Origin of the sequence: Paraburkholderia atlantica (genome assembly GCF_009362785.1) — a bacterium.
Classification (GTDB): Bacteria; Pseudomonadota; Gammaproteobacteria; order Burkholderiales; family Burkholderiaceae; genus Paraburkholderia; species Paraburkholderia atlantica.
Map to the genome: position 1 here is coordinate 43,201 of NZ_WHNQ01000014.1, position 19,229 is coordinate 62,429.

Sequence of the window (19,229 nt, forward strand, 5' to 3'; positions counted from 1 at the left end):
GGTTGCGCGAGTCAGGCCCGCTCGCGATTGACGAAGCGGGAAGCGCAACAGGATCACGTGTGCGCGAGCCGTACGGTCCGCGCGTCGAAAGTCGCGTTGTCTCATACGTGGCCCAGCACCTTCCACCAAAGCGGCCCAACCACCAGCCAGGCGACCATGTAAAACAGGCTCATCAAAAAGCCCGCCTTCCACCATTCGCCTTGGGTCACGTAGCCCGCGCCGAACATGACCGGCCCGGAGCCGATTCCATATTGCGTCAGGCAACCGTTCACATTGCTCAGGATGCCGAGCGAGACCGCGGCGACGAAGGGCGGGACGCCGGCGGCGACCATCAGCGCCATCGAAAGTGGAAACAGCGCGCTGATATGCGCGGTGGCGCTGGCAAAAAAGTAGTGAATGTAAACATAGATCGCCGCCACCAGCATATAGACGGCCAGCATCGGAAAGCCCGCGAGATGCGCGCCGAATTCCTTGCCGAACCAGGCCACCATGCCGTACTCGTTGAGCTTGGAGGCCAGCATGATGAGCAGGCCGATCCAGATCATCGTGTCCCAGGCGGACTTCTCGTTCAGCGCATCCTGCCAGGTCAGCACGCCGCTGATGAACAGCAACGAAACGCCGATCGCCGCCGCGAGCGTCGCGCCGATGCCGATATCGTCGCCGAACACCCACAGCACCAGCAAGCCGACGAAGATGCACGCCATGATGATTTCTTTGACCGAGATGGAGCCCATCGTTGCGAGCTCTCGTTGCGCGAGATCGGTCGCATCGGGGGTGCGTCTGACGTGCGGCGGGGCGATCCACAGCATCGCGATCGGAATCACGGCGAGGCACAAAAGACCGGGGATCGACGCCGCCAGCGCCCAGTCGAGCCAGCTGATCGAGACGCCCTGGTCCGCGGCCAGCTTGACCACCAGCGGATTGCCCGCCATCGCCGTGATGAACATGCCCGCCGTGATGATGTTCGCGTGAAAGGCGCAGAGAATCAGATAGAGTCCCACCTTCGCGCGAGATTCCGGATCGTCGGCGTGACTGCCCAGCACTTCGGAAATCGCTCGCGTGATCGGCAGCATCACGCCGCCCGCGCGCGCGGTGATGCTCGGCATCGCCGGGGAGATCACGAGTTCGGTCAACACGAGCCCGTAGCCGAGTCCCGTCGTGCGCTTTCCCAGCGATCGCATGAACAGAAGCGCGATGCGGCGGCCAAGGCCGGTCTTGATCACGCCGCGCGAAATGAAAAACGCCAGCATCACGAGCCAGACGAGGTCGGTGCCGGTGGATCGGGTGACGTCGGCGAACGTCAGGACGCCGACCAGCACACCGATGGTCGAGCCGATGATGGCAACCACCGACATCGGCAGCGGGGCGGTCATGATCCCCGCAATGGTCGCGACGAACACGGCGAACATATGCCACGCCTTCGGCTGCAGGCCGGCGGGCGCGGGCAAAAACCACAGCACGAGGCCGACCGCGATCGGTACCAGATATTTCCAGATGCCCGCCGGCAGTCCGACCGACGGCTTCGGCGTGGCGGGCGGGGAGCTGGTGGGCTGTGAAACCTTGGCAGGTGTGGGAGCCATGATGGACCTCGTGCCGGCGTTGCTGGGTATTTTCGAAGTGCGCGGGAAAGCGTCACCGCTCGTGAAGCACGCTTTCCGTCGCCTCCTTGACGATGCGCGCGCTGCCCAGCAAGGCCTCGCGCTCGATAGGGTCAAGTTCAGGATAGGCGATCAGGCGCGCGCCCGCGCCATTGACGACCATCGGCAGCGACACGCACACGTCCGGTACGCCTTCCACTTCGGGCTCGACGATGCCAACCGTTAGGATCAGATCGGTGTCGTGGACGATGGCCTCGCAGATCCTTCCTATCGCGCTGGCGATGCCGTAATGGGTGGCGCCTTTGCCTTCCTTGATGAGCTTGGCCGCCTCGTGAACGGAGCGCAGGATCAGATCCCTGCTGGCGGGGCCCAGCTCCTTGCCGTTCCTCGTCAGGAAGGTTTCGAGAGGCATGCCGCAGACCGTCGCGGCGGACCACTGGATCACCGCCGATTCGCCATGCTCGCCCAGCACATAGGCGTGAATCGCGGAGGCCACCACGCCGAACCGTTCGGACAGCAGGGAGCGCAGGCGCCCGGTGTCGAGCGAGGTGCCGGTGCTGATGACGCGCTCGCGCTCGCAACGCAGCTGGTCGTAAACGGCGCCGGTCAGCACGTCGCACGGGTTGGTCGCGATCAGATAGATGGCTTCGGGCGCGAGCGGCGCGATGCGCCCGACGATTTCGGTCGCGATGTCCGCATTGGTTTTCGCAAGGTGCAGGCGAGTCTCGCCGGGTTTGACGCCGGCGCCGGCCGTGATCACGACGATGTCGGCGTCGCGCGCGTCTTCGTAGTCCCCCGCGCGGAACCGGCTGTGCCCCCAGAATGCCGCGGCGTGGGCGAGATCCAGAGCCTGTCCTTCAGCGCGCACCCGCGCGACGTCGATGATGACGACTTTCGCGCTCGGAATGGCCAACGCGACGAACAGGGCTGCCGATCCCCCAACCAGCCCCGCGCCGACGATAACGATCTTGGCCTGCCGCATAGCGAACCTCGTTGAGTTCGGGTTTCACCCCCCGAAGCATAGTCGCACGCGCGCGTTTGTCATCAATCAGACCTTAGTCCTACACGGCGGCGCGTTTTTCGCCTGCAGTTCGCCGTGTCGACCGCTTATTCGGACTGCTGGCCGGCACGCGCGGGCCGGGACATTCGCTTGCCGTTTCCTTTGTTGCGGAGTCTCCGAAGAGAAGGCGAGCGCTCGGTGAGCTGCGGCGACATCTGTTGCTCGGCGCGCCCCGCGCCCGCGAACTGCTGCCTGAATTCAACCGGTGTCATGGCCTTGGCGGCTTTGAACTGCCGGTTGAAATTCGCGACGTTCGCAAACCCGGAGCGCGTCGCAATGACGGAAATCGGCGCTTGCGTGTCCGTCAACATCCGGCACGCGTGGCCGATTCGCACGCGCGTCACGTAGCGCCCGACGCTCTCGCCAAGATGCTGCGTGAAATGCCGCGTCAAAGAGCGCTCGGACAGCCCCGACGCCTTGGCAAGCGCGGAAAGCCGCAGCGGATGCGCGAACTGTGTCTCGATCAATGCGAGCGCGCGATTGAGTTGATCCGATTCGTGGCCAGTCGCTGCGCCGGTCCGCGCATCGAATGCGCTGGGGGACGCGAGCGGCGTGGCGGGGAGCGCCGACAGCAGGTCCAGCACATCGAGCGCCGCCTGCAAGCGTTCGCGCGGTTTGTCGGACAGCAGGCGGTCCAGGTGTGCGCGCATGCGCGTGCCGGCACCCGCTTCGAACGCAAGGCCGCAGGCCGCTCTGCGCAACAGGTCGCAGAGTCCGTTGTATTCGGGGCAGACATCGGCGAGTCGCCGCAGCCACGCGCCGTCGAACCAGACGACGATCGCGACCTGCGGGTGCGCCGCGTCGATCGAGCGATTCGAGGCCCACGTGTGCGGCAGATTCGGCGGCACCAGCACCAGATCGTCCGCGCCGTAGGTCGCGACCGAGTCTCCGATGTACCGCTTGCCCTGACTGTTCATCGTCAGCGTCAGTTCGTACTCGGGATGGTGGTGCCATTCGAAAGGGATGCGGGGCAGCCGGCGGTGATAAACCCTGACCGAACAGTCCCGGCCGAAATCCACATGTTCGAAAGCGGCTTTCATGTCCGAAATCGTTAAATCTTTGACCGGATAGTATCACGCGCCCGGCGCTCGTTCGCGTACGCTTCAAGCATCAGAAAACCCATGGAGACGATGCAATGGCCTTGCAAATCGACGACCTGCCGGCAGCCATCCGTCAAGCGAAGCGCGAACTGCGCGCAATGCTGCCGAACTACCGTGAAGTGTTCGCCGACGTCGAAGCGGCGATGACGAAAGAGGCGGAGCGAATCGCCACACTGCGTGATCGCGGCGAGCCGGTGATTCCGGAAATTCAGTTCGCCGACATCGTCGCGAACCGGGTCACCGGCGCACAGATCGCGCTGGTCAAAGCGCGCGGCGCCTGTGTGATCCGCAAGGTGTTCGACAGGTCGCTCGTCGAGCAATGGGATCAGGACATCGCCGACTACGTCGAGCGCAACGACCTCGACGCCAAGCTGCTGAATCGCGCGGAAGACAAGTACTTCGGCCAGCTCGCTTCGAGCAAGCCGCAAATCTACGGCGTGTACTGGTCGAAGCCGCAGGTGCTCGCGCGCCAGTCGAGCGAACTCACGCAGGCCCGTGTGTTCCTGAACCGGCTGTGGCGCACCGAGAGTGAAGGGCGCGTGCATTTCGATCCGAACCATGTGCCGGTGTATGCGGACCGCCTGCGTCGTCGGCCGCCCGGCTCGGAATCGCTCGGATTGTCGGCGCATTGCGACGGTGGTTCGGTAGAGCGCTGGATCGAGCCGAATTTCCGCAAGGTCTATCGCCACGTGTTCTCGGGCCACTGGCGCGACTACGATCCGTTCGATGCCGCGTGGCGAACCGAAGTCGAGGAGATCGCTTCGCCGGCCGTCTGCTCGATGTTCCGCACGTTTCAGGGCTGGACCGCGCTGACGCCGCAAGGCCCCGGCGACGGCACGCTGCAATTGGTGCCCATGGCGAACTCGATGATCTACATCCTGTTGCGCGCGCTGCAGGACGATGTCGCCGAAGACGACTTGTGCGGAGCGATGCCGGGTCGCGCACTGTCGATCAAGTCCGAGTATCACGCGCCGCTGTTTCATGCGCTGTCGTCGATTCCGCTGATGCAGGCGGGCGACACGGTGTTCTGGCATAGCGACGTCATTCACGCGGTCGAAGACGCGCATCGCGGCAATGGCTATAGCAACGTGATGTATATCGCTTCGCTGCCGGCCTGCGCGAAGAACGATGCGTACCTGAAGCGGCAACTGCCGAGCTTTCTCGAAGGCAGGAGCCCGCCGGATTTTCCGGCCGATCATTTCGAAGTCGATTTTGTCGGCCGCGCGACGGCAGACGATCTTACCGAGCTTGGCCGCTCGCAAATGGGCTTTGATTTATGAGCGGAAAGGGCATGGCCGGCTCTGGATCGGGAGCAGAACTTGCTGTCATTTCAGCATGGCAACGACCCAAGGAGGACCGGCCATGGCCACCACACCGAACAAGGACGAAAACCCGATCCGGCCGGATCAGTCCGACGTCGTGCAGACGGATCTGCCCGACATCGGTCCACCGCAGGACCCGGACGCGCCGCCGCTCGATCCCGACATCGACCCCGATCGCGAGGACGACAAGCCGTAGACGAGCGCATCCGCTTGGCCGAAGCGCAGCGCGTGAGCGCGACGTGTCCCTGAGCCGCTACAACTGACTCTCGATAGCGGCTTTGTCGATGACCGACCAGACCTGCTGAATCTTGCCGCCTCCGAACCGATAGAACACGTTCTCGCTGAACTCGACCCGTTTTCCTTGCACGGGAAGCCCAAGAAACATGCCGACTGGCGTGCAGTCGAAATGCAATCGGCTTGCGATATGGGGCGGCTCGCAAACCAGCATCTGAATCTCGAAGCGCAGGTCCGGAATGTCGCGGAAATCTCTTTCCAGCATCTCTCGATAGCCCGACAAACCGATTCGTTGTCCGTTGTGCTTCACGTCTTCGTCAACGAAGTCTCGCAGCTTTGACCAGTCCTGCGCGTTCAGGCAGGCGATATAACCGCGGTAGAGTTTGGGCAGATTGAATTCGCTCATCGCCATCGTCTTCCATGCGTAAGTGGATGAGCCCGATTGTCGACGATCCGGGATTTAGCGTTGAATGGCTGCCGGGGATTTTGTCGGAAGCCGCAACCGTCCGCTGCAATCGAATAGCCTCGATGCACCCCGCATCACCCTCGCGCGGATGCGAGAAACCCTCTCCAGACAAACCCGGATTGCTGCTCCGATTTCGCCGCTGTTATCGTTCACTCGACAGTGTGGAAGCGCTTCCACTTAAGCGTTCACAGTAAGGTCGAACGAAAGCGCATCGAGTTCCGCCACACCCGGTTCAACGACCTCATCGCAGGAGAGAATCCGTGGTAAACAACGCATCCGCAGTCGTCGACGCCGAACATCCAAGCGCTCACGGCGACCCGCATTCCGATCCATTCACACCGCCCGCCGATTCGTCGCTATGGCGCCAGGACTTCCTGCTCGGCGCGGCCACCGCGTCGTATCAGATCGAAGGCGCGGTCAATGAAGACGGCCGCCTGCCGTCGATCTGGGACACGTTCTCGGCCACACCGGGCAAGGTGCTGGCTGGCGATACCGGCGCCGTCGCATGCGATCACTATCATCGCTGGGAACAGGACGTCGATCTGCTCGCGGGCCTCGGCCTCGAAGCGTACCGGCTGTCGACCGCATGGCCGCGCGTGATGGATGAAAACGGCGCGCCGAACCACAAGGGCCTCGACTTCTACAAGCGCCTGCTCGGACGGCTCAAAGAGAAGAACATCACGACTTTCGTCACGCTGTATCACTGGGATTTGCCTCAGCATCTCGAGGATCGCGGCGGCTGGCTCAATCGCGAAACCGCGTACCGTTTCGTCGATTACGCGGATCTGATGAGCCGCGAACTGCACGGCTTCGTCGATGCGTGGGCGACGCTCAACGAGCCGTGGTGTTCGGCGTACCTCGGCTACGGCAACGGCCATCACGCGCCGGGGCTGTCGAACGTGCGTTTCGCCGCGCAGGCCATGCATCATCTGCTGCTCGCGCACGGTCTCGCGATTCCGGTGCTGCGCGCGAACGATCCGCGCTCGCACAAGGGCATCGTCGCGAACGTCGGGCGCGGCACGCCGAATAGCGACAGCGCCGCCGACCGTCGCGCGGCCGAGCTGTTCGAGGTTCAGCACAACGCGTGGATTCTCGATCCGCTGTTCAAGGGCGAGTATCCGCAAGACCTGGTCGAGCTGTGGCCGGGCAGCGAGCCGCTGGTGCTAGAAGGCGACATGCAGACGATCAATACGCCGCTCGACTTCCTCGGCATCAACTATTATTTCCGCACCAACGTCGCGAGTGACGGCGGGCATGGATTCAAAGAAGTGCCGCTCGAAGGTGTCGAGCGTACGCAGATGGGATGGGAGGTTTACCCTGACGGTCTTCGCGATCTGTTGATCGGTTTCAAGGACACCTATGTCAATCTGCCGCCGATCTACATCACCGAGAACGGCATGGCATCGGACGACAAGGTCATCGACGGCCGGGTCGAGGACACGCAGCGCATCTCGTTCCTGAAGCGCCATCTCGCCGCGGTCGATCAGGCGATCAAGGCGGGCGTCGACGTGCGCGGCTATTTCCTGTGGTCGCTGATGGACAACTTCGAGTGGGCTTTCGGCTATGAGCGGCGCTTCGGCATCGTGCACGTCGACTACCAAACGCAGAAGCGCACGATCAAGCGCAGCGCGGAGCTGGTGTCGAAGTTCCTCAAAGATCGCAATGCGCAGGCGCAGTAAACACAATCAAAACGACGCAGCAACGATGTAAAACCGGGTGGAGCTGGATGGTATTTCGACTTGACACACGGGCGCGGAGCCTGGAGGAGACGGAATGAACAGCAACAGAATGGTCTTGCGAGGCGTAGTTGCCGCACTGGCGCTGTATGGCGTCGTCGCGCACGCGGAGCCGCTCAAGGCTAACGTGATTCACTGGTGGACCTCGGGTGGCGAATCGGCGGCGATTCGTCAGTTTGCCGTCGCGTACGACAAGGCCGGCGGCCAATGGGTCGACAACGCGGTCGCCGGCGGGGACCAGGCGCGCGCCACCGCGATCAACCGCATCGTTGGCGGTGATCCACCCACCGCCGCACAGTTCAATACATCGAAGCAGTTTCACGATCTGATCGATCAGGGACTCCTGAATAACGTCGACGACGTCGCCGCGAAAGAAAACTGGAACGGCATTTTTCCGCAATCGATTCTCGACAGTATCCGCGTAAAGGGCCATTTCTACGCGGCGCCGGTCGACATCCATATGCCGGCGTGGTTCTTCTACTCGAAGCCGGTGTTCCAGAAAGCGGGCATCGCTAGCGAGCCCAAAAGCTACGACGAATTCATCGCCGATCTCGGCAAGCTGAAGAGCGCGGGCGTGATTCCGCTGGCGTTCGGCGGCCAGCCGTGGCAGGAGAAGATCACGTTCGACGCGGTGCTCGCCGATGTGGGCGGCCCCGACCTGTATATGAAGGTCTATCGCGATCACGATCAGAACGCGGTGAACTCCGAGGCGTTCAAGAAGGTGCTCGTGTCGTTCAAGAAGCTGCACGATTTCGTCGATCCGGGCTCGCCTGGCCGCAACTGGAACGACGCGACCGCGCTCGTGACTTCGGGCAAGGCCGGCGTTCAGATCATGGGCGACTGGGCGAAGGGCGAGTTCGTCGCGGCGAATCAAACGGCGGGCAAGGACTTCGGCTGCTTCCCGGGCTTCGGTCCGCGTTCGCCGTATCTGGTTGCGGGCGATGTGTTCGTGTTCCCGAAGACCGATAGCGCGTCGGCGATCAAGGCGCAGAATCTGCTCGCCACGGTGATGACATCGCCGTCCGCGCAGGTCGCGTTCAGCGCGAAGAAGGGCTCGATTCCGATCCGCTCTGACGTCGACGAAAGCAGCCTCGACGTCTGCGCCAAGGAGGGCATCGCGATCATGAAGGACAAGTCGCGCCAGTTGCCGAATCCGGAAATGCTGCTGTCGCCCGACACGCAGGGTGCGCTCACTGACGTCGTGACGAACTTCTGGAACAAGAACCAGTCCGTCGACGACGCGCAGAAAGCGTTCGCCAGCGCGCTGAAGGGCTAGGTCTCGCCATGCACGCGCTCAAGCTGCCAGCCGAGGGTTCGAACCCGCAGGGCAAGTCGCAACCCAGGCCGCGAAACAAGCCGCTGAACCGGCGGTTTTCGATCGCGGTCTGGCTGGCCTTGCTGCCGATGCTCCTGACCGTCGTGTTCACGTATCTGGGCACGATGGTCTGGACCGCGCGCGTGTCGCTCAGCAATTCGCGCACGTTTCCGTCGAATGACTTCGCGGGTCTCACGCAGTACGTGCGGCTGTTCCACAACGACCGCTGGCTGATGTCGCTGCAGAACATCGTGATCTATGGCGCGTGCTTCATCATCGCGTGCATGGTGATCGGTCTGCTGCTGGCAATCTTCATCGATCAGCGCGTGGTCGCGGAAGGCGCGTTGCGCACGGTGTTTCTGTATCCGTACGCGATGTCGTTCGTCGCGACCGGGCTCGTGTGGCAGTGGATTCTGAATCCCTCGCTCGGTGCGCAGCAGGTGCTGCGCAATCTCGGCTTCGCGCATGCTCGCTTCGACTGGATCGTCGATCAGGACTGGGTCATCTACACGATCGTGATCGCGACCGTGTGGCAGGCTTCTGGGCTCGTGATGGCGCTGTTGCTCGCGGGCCTGCGCGGCATCGACGAAGAGTTGTGGAAAGCCGCGCGCATCGACGGCATTCCACGCTGGCGCGTGTACGCGAGCATCGTGGTGCCGATGCTCGGACCGTCGATCTCGACCGCGTTCGTGCTGCTGTTCGTGATGGTCGTGAAGCTGTACGACGCGGTCGTCGCGATGACGCAGGGCGGTCCCGGCACCGCGAGCGAAGTGCCGGCCAAATTCATCATGGACTATCTGTTCGGACGCGCGAACATCGGCCTTGCGTCGGCTGCATCGATCGTGCTGCTCACGACGGTGCTCGCGGTTCTCACGCCGTTCTTCTATGCACGCAGCCGTGCGGCGCTGCGCGGGGAGAGAGGATGAACACGCTCGATTCCACGCTCAAAGGCGGCATGCCGCAGCGCGCGCGCACGCGGCCTCGCCGCTCGGTGTTCTCGCCGGCGCGCCTCGGCATCTACGCGTTCCTGCTCACCGCCGCGGTGTTCTTTCTGCTGCCGCTCTACGTGATGCTGGTCACGTCGGTCAAGCCGATGAGCGAGATCCGCCTCGGCAATCTGCTTGGGTTCCCGATGCATTTCACGCTCGACGCGTGGAGCGCCGCGTGGCAGTCGGCCTGTACCGGGCTCGATTGCAACGGCATTCGCGTCGGCTTCTGGAACTCGGTGCGGATCGTCGCGCCAAGCACGGTACTGTCGATCATGGTCGGCGCGGTGAACGGCTACGCGCTGTCGTTCTGGCGGCCGCGCGGCGCGGGTCTGCTGTTCGGCGTGCTGCTGGTCGGCGCGTTCATTCCGGTGCAGGTGATGATCTATCCGCTCGTGCGGGTGCTCGCGAGCGTGCATCTGTTCAGCTCGCTGCCCGGCATCGTGCTGATTCACACGATGTTCGGCATGCCGGTGATGACGCTGCTGTTCCGCAACTACTACGCGTCGATTCCGCAGGAGCTGTTCAAGGCCGCGCGCATCGACGGCGGCAGTTTCTGGCGCATCTTCTTTCAGCTGATGCTGCCGATGTCGACGCCGATCATCGTCGTCGCGCTGATCATGCAGGTCACGAACATCTGGAACGACTACATCCTGGGTCTCGTGTTCGCCGGCACGAAGAATCTGCCGATGACGGTGCAGCTGAACAACATCATCAACACGACGACCGGTGAGCGGCTCTACAACGTCAATATGGCGGCGACCATTCTGACGTCGATGGTTCCGCTCGCGGTTTATTTCATCTCGGGCCGCTGGTTCGTGCGCGGCATTGCGTCGGGCGCCGTCAAGGGGTAAGGCATGACAGACATGGCTAATACGATCGATGCGGCCGCCGTGCCGGGCGCAAGCGCGGGCGCTGCCTCCGACGCCGCGGCGCTCACGCATCCCGCCAATGTGGCGGTCCGCAATCTGACGATTCGGCTCGGCGCGAATACGGTGATCGAGAACCTCGATCTCGACGTGCTCGCCGGCGAGTTCGTCGTGCTGCTGGGACCGTCGGGCTGCGGCAAGTCCACGCTGCTGCATAGCATCGCGGGATTGATCGACGTCAGCGACGGCAGCATCGAGATTGCCGGCGAGGACATGACGTGGGCCGATCCGAAGGATCGCCGCATCGCGCTGGTGTTCCAGTCGTACGCGCTCTATCCGACCATGAGCGTCGAGCGCAACCTGTCGTTCGCGCTGCGCATCAACGGCACGCCGAAGGCGGAAATTGCAAGGCGTGTCGCGCGCGCGTCGGAGATGCTGCAACTGGGGCCGCTGCTCAAGCGCAAGCCGTCGCAGTTGTCGGGCGGACAGCGGCAGCGCGTCGCGATCGGCCGCGCGATCGTGCGCGAAGCCGACGTGTTCCTGTTCGACGAACCGCTGTCGAACCTCGACGCGAAGCTGCGCACCGAGCTGCGCCGTGAGCTGAAGCAACTGCACCACAGCCTCGGCGCGACGATGATCTACGTGACGCACGACCAGGTCGAGGCGATGACGCTCGCGACGCGCATGGCCGTGATGCGCGGCGGCGTGATCCAGCAGTTCGGCACCCCGGCCGAAGTCTATGCGCGGCCGAACAACCTGTTCGTCGCGACCTTCCTCGGCTCGCCGGCGATGAATCTGCTGAAGGGCACGTTGGAGACGCGCGACGGCGCGCTCCACTTCTGCTCCGGGAATGCCCGAATCGACGTGTCGGCATACGAGTTCACGCAGGCGCCCGCGCACGGTGTGCCGTGCGTCCTCGGCGTGCGCGCCGAAGACGTGCATATCACGGCGGGCGCCAGCGAGCGCGCAAAAGTTTCGCTGATCGAGCCGATGGGCAACCACCGCGTGATCTGGCTCGACTATCATGGCGAACAGATCGCGTCGATCGATCAGACAAAAGCGCCGATTGCGGAGGATGACTCCGTGGCGTTCTCGTTCGACGCCGCGCATGTCTCGCTATTCGACGAAGCGAGCGGCGCGCGCTTATAACGCCGCGCAGCGTCACGCGCGAAGCGGCTCGTCGAGACAGGCTTGATGGAGAACCGCGTGGCAACACTCAAGGACGTCGCGCAACTGGCCGGCGTGGGCATGTCGACCGCTTCACGAGCGATTTCCGGCAAGGGACCGATTTCCGCCGATGCCGCGGCGCGCGTGAAGGCGGCGATCGAGGCGCTGAACTTCCGCCCGTCGTCGATCGGCCGGGCAATGGCGACGCAGCAGCTTGGCATCATCGGCATCTTCGTGCCGACCTTCTTTGGTCCCTACTACGGCACGATCCTGAAGCAGACCGACACCGAGCTGCGCGCGGTCGGCCGGCATGTCGTGGTCGCGACCGGTTGCGGCGAGGTGTCGCCGCGCGAGCAGGCGATCGAGGCGGTGCGCTTTCTGATCGGCCGCGATTGCGACGGCGTGGTCGTGATCAGCCACGATCTGCACGACGAAGACCTGATCATGCTGCATGGCATGCATCCGAAGATGGTGTTCCTGAATCGCGCGTTCGAGCAGTTGCCGGAAGCGTCGTTCAGCGCGGATCATCGGCGCGGCGGCGAACTGGCGGCGCGCACGCTGCTCGACCATGGGCATCGCGACATCGCGGTGATTTCCGGGCCCGCTACCGCGTCGGACAACGTGATGCGGATCGACGGCTTTTTCGCCGAACTCGCGCGAGCCGGCATTGCGCGCGACGACGTCCCGCTGATCGAAGCCGACTTTTCGCCGGAAGGCGGCTATGCGGCCGCCCAGAAGCTGCTCGAGATGCAGCGGCGCGTGACCGGTCTGTTCTGCGCGAACGACACGATGGCTGTCGCTGTGCTCGCGCGTTTTCACCAGGCGGGCATTTCGGTTCCCAACGACATTTCCGTGATCAGCTACGACGACGACTACTCGGCCTCATACGCGGCGCCGGGACTCACGTCAGTGCACATTCCGACCGGGGAGCTGACGCAAAACGCGGTGCGCTGGCTGATCAACCAGTGTTATGGCACCACGTGGGAGATCTTCCGCGAGTTTCCGGTCAGCGTGACGATGCGCGAATCGGTTGGACCAGCGCCAATGCAGAAGAAAAATACGCGTGGCTCGACGCGGTAGAAGGATTTGCCTAATCGTGGCGGTGCGATGTCTGGCGCGCGGATGCGCGCCGTCTCGGCTGTGTTATGCCGGCGCCGGGTCGAACTTGCGAACGAAATGGGGACGCGGCTACCAGCCATACGCGGCGGGGCTTTCCTCATAGTCGAACGGATATTTCTTCGAGTTTTTTTTCACGAGCGCCATCACGCGCTTGTTCGCGCTTTCACTTACGGATGTGGCAATCTTTTTAAGGTCGCCGTAATCCTTCGCAATACTGCTTTGCGGTTTTCCCTCATTAAACTTGCGTCAAATTTCTCTAAACTCCCTTGTAACAAGTTGTTACGGGGTGAGTGTGATGTTGGCCATTTTTCTGATCGCCTGTCCGATCGGCATCGCTGCGCTGTTTGGCTTCGCGCGCCATGTCGATCCGCAGACGGGACGTTTCAAACGATAGATTTTCGTCGCGCGTTCTTTCCGCGGCTGCGCCGTGGAGATTTTCGATTTGCGATTAACGTTCGCTAGTTTGTCGTTAATTCGAAAGGAGCAACCGTTTGCGTCCTTTCGGTTTGCTTTCCCTTTTTGTTTCCGTCAATAGCCCGCTTTACCTTTCAGTAAGTCTTGCCTTGGCGTGCCGGTTCGCGGCACGATGCGCGATTACCTCCGTTTTGGGTCGGCATCGCGTATGCAAGATTCTCTGCAGAAAATGGCGGCACGTGCCAGCGTGCTGAAGGGCGTTCTTCCTTTGAGCCGGATTGCGGCGGCGCGTGATGCGCTGGCCGGTGTGCAGCTTGCGTCGATGGGTATACCGCAGGTGCTCGGCTATGCGCGCATTGCCGGCATGCCGGCGGTCACCGGGCTCTATACGGTCTTCCTGCCGCTCGTCGCGTTCGCGTTTTTCGGCGCGTCGCGGCATCTGGTCGTCGCCGCCGATTCGGCCACCGCGACGATCTTCGCGAGCCGTCTGGAGACGATGGCGCCCGCGTCGAGTGCCGAATACGCGGCGCTCGCGGCGATGGTCGCGCTGCTGACGGCCGGGCTGCTGCTCGTCGCGCGCATCTTCAAGCTCGGTTTTCTCGCCGACTTCCTGTCGCGTACGGTGCTGGTCGGCTTTCTCGCCGGCGTCGGCGTGCAGGTCGGCATCGCGATGCTCGGCGACATGCTCGGCGTGCCCGGACATGCGACGCGCAGCGTGGATCAACTGCTGCTCGTCGTGAGCAAGGCCACGCAGATCAATCGGCCGACGCTGGCGATTTCGCTCTTCGTGGTGGCCGCGATTCTCGTCTGCAAGCGCTTCTGGCCGCGCCTGCCGGTGCCATTGATCGCGGTCGTCGGGGGCATTGCCGCGAGCGACGTGTTCGGATTCGCCGCGCACGGCATCTCGATCCTCGGACCGGTGGAGGGCGGATTGCCGCCGCTGCGGTTTCCGTCGGTGACGTGGCAGCAGATGCTCGATCTCGTGCCGGTCGCGGCGTCGTGCTTCGTGATGATCGTCGCGCAAAGCGCCGCCGCAAGCCGCGTGTTCGCCGAGCGCTATCACGAGCCGGTCGATACCAACGCGGACCTGCTCGGCATCGCGGCCGCCAACGCGGCGGCGGCGTTCTCCGGCGCGTTCGTGGTCAACGGCAGCCCGACGCAGACCGCGATGGCCGATCGGGCCGGCACGCGCAGCCAGTTCGCGCAGCTCGTGTTCGCGGCGGTCGTGGTGGCCGTGCTGCTGTTTTTCAGCCGCTATCTGCAGTATCTGCCGCACTGCATTCTCGCAAGCATCGTGTTTACGATCGCGGTCGGCCTGATTAATGTGCAGTCGCTCTTTTCGATTCGCCGCGAAAGTCCCGGCGAATTCGCGCTAGCGTTGTTCACGGCGGCGGCGGTCGTGCTGATCGGCGTCGAGCACGGCATCCTGGTCGCGGTCGCGTTGTCGTTGCTGCGTCACGTGCGACACAGCTACCGCCCGCACACGATGATGCTCGCGCCCAACGGCGACGGCATGTGGGTGCCGGTGCCGGCGGTGCCCGGCATAGAGACCGCGCCGGGGTTGATCGTCTATCGCTTCGGCGCCGATCTGTTCTACGCGAACGATCATTTCTTCGTCGACGATACGCGCCGCCTGATCGAGCACGCACCGAACGCGGTGCGCTGGTTCGTCGTCGATGCGAGCGCGATTACGGATGTCGATTATTCGGCGGCGCGCTCGGTGGGCGAGTTGTGCTCGGCGCTCAAGCGCGATGGGATCGAGGTGGTGTTTGCGCGGGTGAATCGCTATTTGCGCTCGGACATGGATCGGCATGGCATCACGCCGATCGTCGAGGAGCGCTGTATTTTCGGCACGCTGCATGAGGCGCTGAGCATGGCGGGAGTGGAGAAGCCGCATGAGCAGGTGAAGGGGGCGCCATAACGGGGAGGGGTGTCGTGCGGGATCGGGACGAACCAAAAAATGACGGCAAACGTTGTCTGCGCCTCATTTTTCGTTTCTTGCGTCGATTAAGCTGATGTTCCGCTGCGACTAGCAGATATCGATTACAAAAGCATGAACAGCTTCGATTCGACCATCGAAACTTATCTGTCCAGCATACACTTCGGTCATTTCGCGACCCAATCGATACAAGCCATCGCCGACCTGTACACCTTTAAAGGCCTGGTATTGATTGCCGTGCTGTGGTGGATCTGGTTTCAACAAGACGAACGCGCCGAACGGCGGCGCGAAATAGTGCTCGCGACGCTTCTCAGCGGTGTCGTAGCGCTCTTCGTCGGAAGGCTGCTGGCGCACTGGTTGCCATTTAGAGTGCGTCCCATCTATAGCACCGAACTTCATCTGCAGTTCGCAAGCGGCGCGACCAAGGCTGCGCAGTTGTCGGATTGGAGTTCGTTCCCAAGCGATCACGCCATGCTATGGATGGCCATCGCCACCGGCATTTTCCTCGTGTGGCGGGGCATCGGCGTGCTGGCGCTTCTCTATACCGCGGTGTTCATTTGCCTTCCGCGCGCCTATCTCGGCTTTCACTATCCGACCGATTTGCTGGTGGGCGCCGCGGTGGGAATCGCGATCACGTTGATCCTGACGCGCGAGGCGATCCGCACGCGCTACGCGACCCCGATGCTGCGATGGATCGAACGCCACCCGGGGCCCGCGGCGATGTTGGCCTTCATTCTGTGCCTCCAACTCGTCACGCAATTCGAAGAACTGCGCGCTCTGGCGTGCGGAGTGTTCAGACATCTGTGACCCGCCTGGCGCCTGCCTTCCCGTGAGCTGAGATTAGCGAGGCCCCTCTATTGCCATCTCATGCAATATTCTGTCTAATGAAATCAGAATAAAACGTCCGATTTATTCGGCTCGCTGACACAGTCGACGGGGGTTCACCTCATGTACTCTCTGCTGCCGCTCAAGGCCCAGGTGCGTCGTCACGCGCGAACGCTCGCCGGGTATTTTCCAGATCGATTTACGCGCGACGAATCGAGCGGTGTCGACATCCTCGGTGTGATGACGCCCAGGCTCCTGAACGGGAGCACACTGCTGAACCTCAACTACGGCGATGTGGATCGCTTCACCGACAAAACCCGCGCGACGGGCACCTTATTCGTCGCGATAGGCGACGACTTCGTGCGCGTCGCCACCTCGGTCAAAAGGCAAACCGGCGAGCGGGCCGTGGGCACGGTACTCGACCGCTCGCATCCCGGCTATCGGATGCTGCGCAGCGGGCAGCCCTACACCGGTTATGCGACGCTATTCGGCAAGCAATACATGACACGGTACGAGCCGATCCGGGACGGTTCCGGCGACGTGATCGGCGCGCTGTATGTCGGGCTCGACGTCAGCGAGGTGTGGAACCTGTCGATTGGAGGCAGGCTCGCGCTGCTGACTCTGGCCGCGAATACCGCACTCCTGTTGGGCTATGGTCGGCTGCTGCAGGCTGTAATCCTCCCGGACCAAGCGAGCCCCGCAGGGACGTCGCCCCCTTTCCTGCCGGCCGGGGTGATCGGCTTCGGGCTGCTCGGCGCGCTGCTGGTCAGCGCGCTGGTCTTCGTGACGACCCGGCGCGGTCTCGGCATGCAACTGCTCGAAGCGAAGGCCGCCGCGGAAAAACTGGCGGCTGGCGACTTGACCGCGCAAGTGCATGTCAGCCGGCGCGACGAACTCGGCCAGTTGATGCAGGCGATGAACGGCATCAGTGTCGGCTTGGCCTCGGTGGTCGGCAACGTGCGACGCGCGTCCGATATGATCGCGCTCGGCGCGCGCGAGATTGCGGCCGGCAACGCGGAACTGTCGTCCCGCACCGAGGCACAGGCCGGCTCGCTCGAGGAAACCGCTTCGACGATGGAACAACTGACTGCAACGGTCCGCGCCAATGCCGAACGCGCTTCGCACGCCAACCAACACATCGCGTCGGCCTCCGACCTCGCGGTCAAAGGCGGTACCGTGGTGGGCCATGTGGTAACCACCATGTCGTTGATCCGCGGCAGTTCACACAAGATCGTCGACATCATCAGCATGATCGACTCGATCGCCTTTCAGACCAACATTCTGGCTTTGAACGCGGCCGTCGAGGCGGCGCGCGCCGGCGATCAGGGACGCGGCTTTGCGGTCGTCGCCGCCGAGGTGCGCAGCCTGGCCCAACGCAGCGCGACGGCCGCCAGGGAAATCAAGGCGCTGATCACCGACTCGGTCGGCAACGTCAATGCGGGCGGCGAACTGGTCGACCAGGCTGGCCGGGACATGACCGAAATCGTCACGGCCGTCGACAGTGTGGTCACCTTGATGGGTGAGATTACGCACGCGAGCAACGAGCAAAGTACCGGTATCGGCGAAATCAATCGCGCGATCGGACACATGGACGAGATGACCCAGCAAAACGTTGCTCTGGTCGAGCAGGTGGCAGCCGCGGCGGCCAGCATGCAAGAACAGGCGTCCACGCTGGAAGATGCGGTGCAGGTTTTTCGGCTGGTAGGTGACGGGCCAAACTGAGATTCGCGGTCAGTGCCGCACTCAGCGGTGCATCCAATTGAACGGCGACGCGCGACGCGTACGCAGACGTTTCCCGCACTTTCCTGCACTAGAATGGGTTATTGCCGACGTCATAGACGTATCTGGTCAGCAACGACGTGCCGGCTTCTCGTTGGAGGAATGCCATGCCGACTTACCGGTACAGGTGTGAGAAGTGCGGTGAGATGTTCGAACATGCCGAGCATCTTGCTGAACATGAAAATGCTCATCCCGCTTGCCCGAAGTGCGGAAGCGAGAAGGTCCAGCACATACCCACGCCATTCGTGCCGAAAACGTCCCGAAAAAGCTGAACTCTGTCCTCGCGGTTCTCGCGGACCCTCGAACGTCGGTTCTGCCCCTGCCGACGGATCTGCGCTTGCCCACTCTCGCCGTCGCCCGTGCGATGACGTTTTCTGTAGGTTCTTACCGCTCCTGCCGCGCGGCCTCCGTGGCTGCCCCCAAGGTGCAAGTCGGGAGCGAGCGACTCTTCAAACCCGGCGAACCGTTGAAATAGCCCACGAATTGCCGAGAGCCGAAAAAAGTTCTGCACGAAAGACCAACGGACGAAAAGAAATCACTTTCGCACGGCCGACCTTCTGCACGGGTCTGGGCCGACGTATGCTGGAATCCAGATGACTCGACATTGATGCTCGCCATGGACCCGCGAGATGCGTTTGATATATCGCTGAGCGAAGTCGACTCGGCGTTCGAGGCCTTAGAACTTGCCCGTTCCACCTCGGGCGAGGATTCACTCGCGTACACCGAGGCGTGCGAGCGGTATCGCATGACGATTCTCAGATGGAAGTCAATTTACGCGTTACTGGTTGCCGACGGAGCGCGAACCATGATGCCAAACCTTGGTAACGGACGGCGCCTGCTCGTCCTCCGCAGAGGACATGAGCCGATCGCTGAATCCATCTTCGTTATCGCCCGGGTGCGAGGCTTCGCGTCCACGCTTGAGACGTGCGCTGATGCGGTACGAGGTCAAATCGCGAGCAATGCGCAATTGGCGGTCCTTGACGGCGACTGCCATCTTGCATCCAAGTTAAAAGCCATCGAGTTGATCAACAAGCACTGCCCGCAATGTCGCGTCGCGGTTCTGTCCAGTACGCTGTGTCCTTTCGCGGGGTGGCCAGGTGTCGATGCGGTCATCGACCGTTGCGCACCGCCAAAGCAGATGCTCGAGTGTTTCTGCCAACTGATTGATTCCCAACTCGACGAAAGCGCTATTCTTGCGGCCCCCCCCCCGATATTGGCCTATGGTCGGCATGACTCATAGCGCGCGCCGAAAGCCGACGGTAGGCGTAACAATGGTTCACGCTCAGCACGTTGAGCGTAT

17 protein-coding genes are annotated in these 19,229 nt (G+C 62.7%); 13 read left to right on the forward strand and 4 right to left on the reverse strand.

All coding sequences use genetic code 11. The annotated features are described in order from the left end of the window. Nucleotides 1-101: 101 nt before the first annotated feature. The 3 genes from GCT19_RS20480 to GCT19_RS20490 form a co-directional block, all read right to left on the reverse strand. Entirely contained in the window at nucleotides 102-1,580 is a 1,479-nt protein-coding gene (locus GCT19_RS20480; protein WP_152852954.1) for a DASS family sodium-coupled anion symporter, read from the reverse strand. 52 nt (nucleotides 1,581-1,632) lie between these two features. After that, nucleotides 1,633-2,580, reverse strand: a complete 948-nt coding sequence (locus GCT19_RS20485; RefSeq protein ID WP_013091338.1) for a lactate/malate family dehydrogenase — start codon at nucleotides 2,578-2,580, stop codon at nucleotides 1,633-1,635. Nucleotides 2,581-2,705: 125 nt separating this feature from the next. Then, nucleotides 2,706-3,698 carry a helix-turn-helix domain-containing protein gene (locus GCT19_RS20490; protein ID WP_152852955.1) on the reverse strand — a complete coding sequence of 331 codons (993 nt, stop codon included), beginning with the start codon at nucleotides 3,696-3,698 and terminating at the stop codon, nucleotides 2,706-2,708. 95 nt (nucleotides 3,699-3,793) lie between these two features. Between GCT19_RS20490 and GCT19_RS20495 the strand changes: the two genes are divergently transcribed. Further along, entirely contained in the window at nucleotides 3,794-5,038 is a 1,245-nt protein-coding gene (locus GCT19_RS20495) for a DUF1479 domain-containing protein (RefSeq protein WP_152852956.1), read from the forward strand. A gap of 82 nt (nucleotides 5,039-5,120) precedes the next feature. Next, the gene (locus GCT19_RS42835; protein WP_176136477.1) at nucleotides 5,121-5,276 is read left to right on the forward strand and encodes a hypothetical protein; all 156 of its coding nucleotides are present in this window, start codon (nucleotides 5,121-5,123) and stop codon (nucleotides 5,274-5,276) included. Nucleotides 5,277-5,333: 57 nt separating this feature from the next. Here GCT19_RS42835 and GCT19_RS20500 read toward each other — a convergent pair whose 3' ends face one another. Then, nucleotides 5,334-5,720, reverse strand: a complete 387-nt coding sequence (locus GCT19_RS20500) for an ester cyclase (protein ID WP_026228306.1) — start codon at nucleotides 5,718-5,720, stop codon at nucleotides 5,334-5,336. A 320-nt stretch (nucleotides 5,721-6,040) separates the two neighbouring features. Between GCT19_RS20500 and GCT19_RS20505 the strand changes: the two genes are divergently transcribed. The 11 genes from GCT19_RS20505 to GCT19_RS20555 all read left to right on the forward strand — a co-directional run bounded on the left by GCT19_RS20505 (nucleotide 6,041) and on the right by GCT19_RS20555 (nucleotide 19,169). After that, nucleotides 6,041-7,459 carry a GH1 family beta-glucosidase gene (locus GCT19_RS20505; RefSeq protein WP_321576841.1) on the forward strand — a complete coding sequence of 473 codons (1,419 nt, stop codon included), beginning with the start codon at nucleotides 6,041-6,043 and terminating at the stop codon, nucleotides 7,457-7,459. Nucleotides 7,460-7,553: 94 nt separating this feature from the next. Then, nucleotides 7,554-8,792, forward strand: coding sequence for an ABC transporter substrate-binding protein (locus GCT19_RS20510; protein ID WP_152852957.1), 1,239 nt, complete (start codon nucleotides 7,554-7,556; stop codon nucleotides 8,790-8,792). Nucleotides 8,793-8,800: 8 nt separating this feature from the next. Continuing rightward, nucleotides 8,801-9,757 (forward strand): carbohydrate ABC transporter permease, encoded by a 957-nt coding sequence (locus tag GCT19_RS20515; protein ID WP_018433568.1) that lies wholly within the window; start codon nucleotides 8,801-8,803, stop codon nucleotides 9,755-9,757. Next, nucleotides 9,754-10,671: a carbohydrate ABC transporter permease gene (locus GCT19_RS20520; RefSeq protein ID WP_018433567.1), complete on the forward strand. Its 918-nt coding sequence runs from the start codon at nucleotides 9,754-9,756 to the stop codon at nucleotides 10,669-10,671. The genes GCT19_RS20515 and GCT19_RS20520 overlap by 4 nt, the downstream gene beginning before the upstream one ends. A gap of 3 nt (nucleotides 10,672-10,674) precedes the next feature. Then, entirely contained in the window at nucleotides 10,675-11,835 is a 1,161-nt protein-coding gene (locus tag GCT19_RS20525) for an ABC transporter ATP-binding protein (RefSeq protein WP_152852958.1), read from the forward strand. Between the two features lie 45 nt (nucleotides 11,836-11,880). Beyond that, the gene (locus GCT19_RS20530) at nucleotides 11,881-12,933 is read left to right on the forward strand and encodes a LacI family DNA-binding transcriptional regulator (RefSeq protein ID WP_152852959.1); all 1,053 of its coding nucleotides are present in this window, start codon (nucleotides 11,881-11,883) and stop codon (nucleotides 12,931-12,933) included. A gap of 661 nt (nucleotides 12,934-13,594) precedes the next feature. Then, nucleotides 13,595-15,307, forward strand: coding sequence for a SulP family inorganic anion transporter (locus GCT19_RS20535; RefSeq protein ID WP_152852960.1), 1,713 nt, complete (start codon nucleotides 13,595-13,597; stop codon nucleotides 15,305-15,307). Nucleotides 15,308-15,439: 132 nt separating this feature from the next. Next, entirely contained in the window at nucleotides 15,440-16,132 is a 693-nt protein-coding gene (locus GCT19_RS20540; protein WP_152852961.1) for a phosphatase PAP2 family protein, read from the forward strand. 141 nt (nucleotides 16,133-16,273) lie between these two features. Then, entirely contained in the window at nucleotides 16,274-17,872 is a 1,599-nt protein-coding gene (locus GCT19_RS20545; RefSeq protein WP_152852962.1) for a methyl-accepting chemotaxis protein, read from the forward strand. A 164-nt stretch (nucleotides 17,873-18,036) separates the two neighbouring features. Continuing rightward, entirely contained in the window at nucleotides 18,037-18,201 is a 165-nt protein-coding gene (locus GCT19_RS20550) for an FmdB family zinc ribbon protein (protein WP_018433560.1), read from the forward strand. Between the two features lie 335 nt (nucleotides 18,202-18,536). Further along, nucleotides 18,537-19,169, forward strand: coding sequence for a hypothetical protein (locus GCT19_RS20555; protein WP_193727429.1), 633 nt, complete (start codon nucleotides 18,537-18,539; stop codon nucleotides 19,167-19,169). Nucleotides 19,170-19,229 lie beyond the last annotated feature (60 nt).

Coding starts and splice junctions, on each gene's coding strand:
- GCT19_RS20480 (WP_152852954.1), bottom strand. CDS start 1,580: ATGGCTCCCACACCTGCCAAGGTTTCACAGCCCACCAGCTCCCCGCCC.
- GCT19_RS20485 (WP_013091338.1), bottom strand. CDS start 2,580: ATGCGGCAGGCCAAGATCGTTATCGTCGGCGCGGGGCTGGTTGGGGGA.
- GCT19_RS20490 (WP_152852955.1), bottom strand. CDS start 3,698: ATGAAAGCCGCTTTCGAACATGTGGATTTCGGCCGGGACTGTTCGGTC.
- GCT19_RS20495 (WP_152852956.1), top strand. CDS start 3,794: ATGGCCTTGCAAATCGACGACCTGCCGGCAGCCATCCGTCAAGCGAAG.
- GCT19_RS42835 (WP_176136477.1), top strand. CDS start 5,121: ATGGCCACCACACCGAACAAGGACGAAAACCCGATCCGGCCGGATCAG.
- GCT19_RS20500 (WP_026228306.1), bottom strand. CDS start 5,720: ATGAGCGAATTCAATCTGCCCAAACTCTACCGCGGTTATATCGCCTGC.
- GCT19_RS20510 (WP_152852957.1), top strand. CDS start 7,554: ATGAACAGCAACAGAATGGTCTTGCGAGGCGTAGTTGCCGCACTGGCG.
- GCT19_RS20515 (WP_018433568.1), top strand. CDS start 8,801: ATGCACGCGCTCAAGCTGCCAGCCGAGGGTTCGAACCCGCAGGGCAAG.
- GCT19_RS20520 (WP_018433567.1), top strand. CDS start 9,754: ATGAACACGCTCGATTCCACGCTCAAAGGCGGCATGCCGCAGCGCGCG.
- GCT19_RS20525 (WP_152852958.1), top strand. CDS start 10,675: ATGACAGACATGGCTAATACGATCGATGCGGCCGCCGTGCCGGGCGCA.
- GCT19_RS20530 (WP_152852959.1), top strand. CDS start 11,881: ATGGAGAACCGCGTGGCAACACTCAAGGACGTCGCGCAACTGGCCGGC.
- GCT19_RS20535 (WP_152852960.1), top strand. CDS start 13,595: ATGCAAGATTCTCTGCAGAAAATGGCGGCACGTGCCAGCGTGCTGAAG.
- GCT19_RS20540 (WP_152852961.1), top strand. CDS start 15,440: ATGAACAGCTTCGATTCGACCATCGAAACTTATCTGTCCAGCATACAC.
- GCT19_RS20545 (WP_152852962.1), top strand. CDS start 16,274: ATGTACTCTCTGCTGCCGCTCAAGGCCCAGGTGCGTCGTCACGCGCGA.
- GCT19_RS20550 (WP_018433560.1), top strand. CDS start 18,037: ATGCCGACTTACCGGTACAGGTGTGAGAAGTGCGGTGAGATGTTCGAA.
- GCT19_RS20555 (WP_193727429.1), top strand. CDS start 18,537: ATGCTCGCCATGGACCCGCGAGATGCGTTTGATATATCGCTGAGCGAA.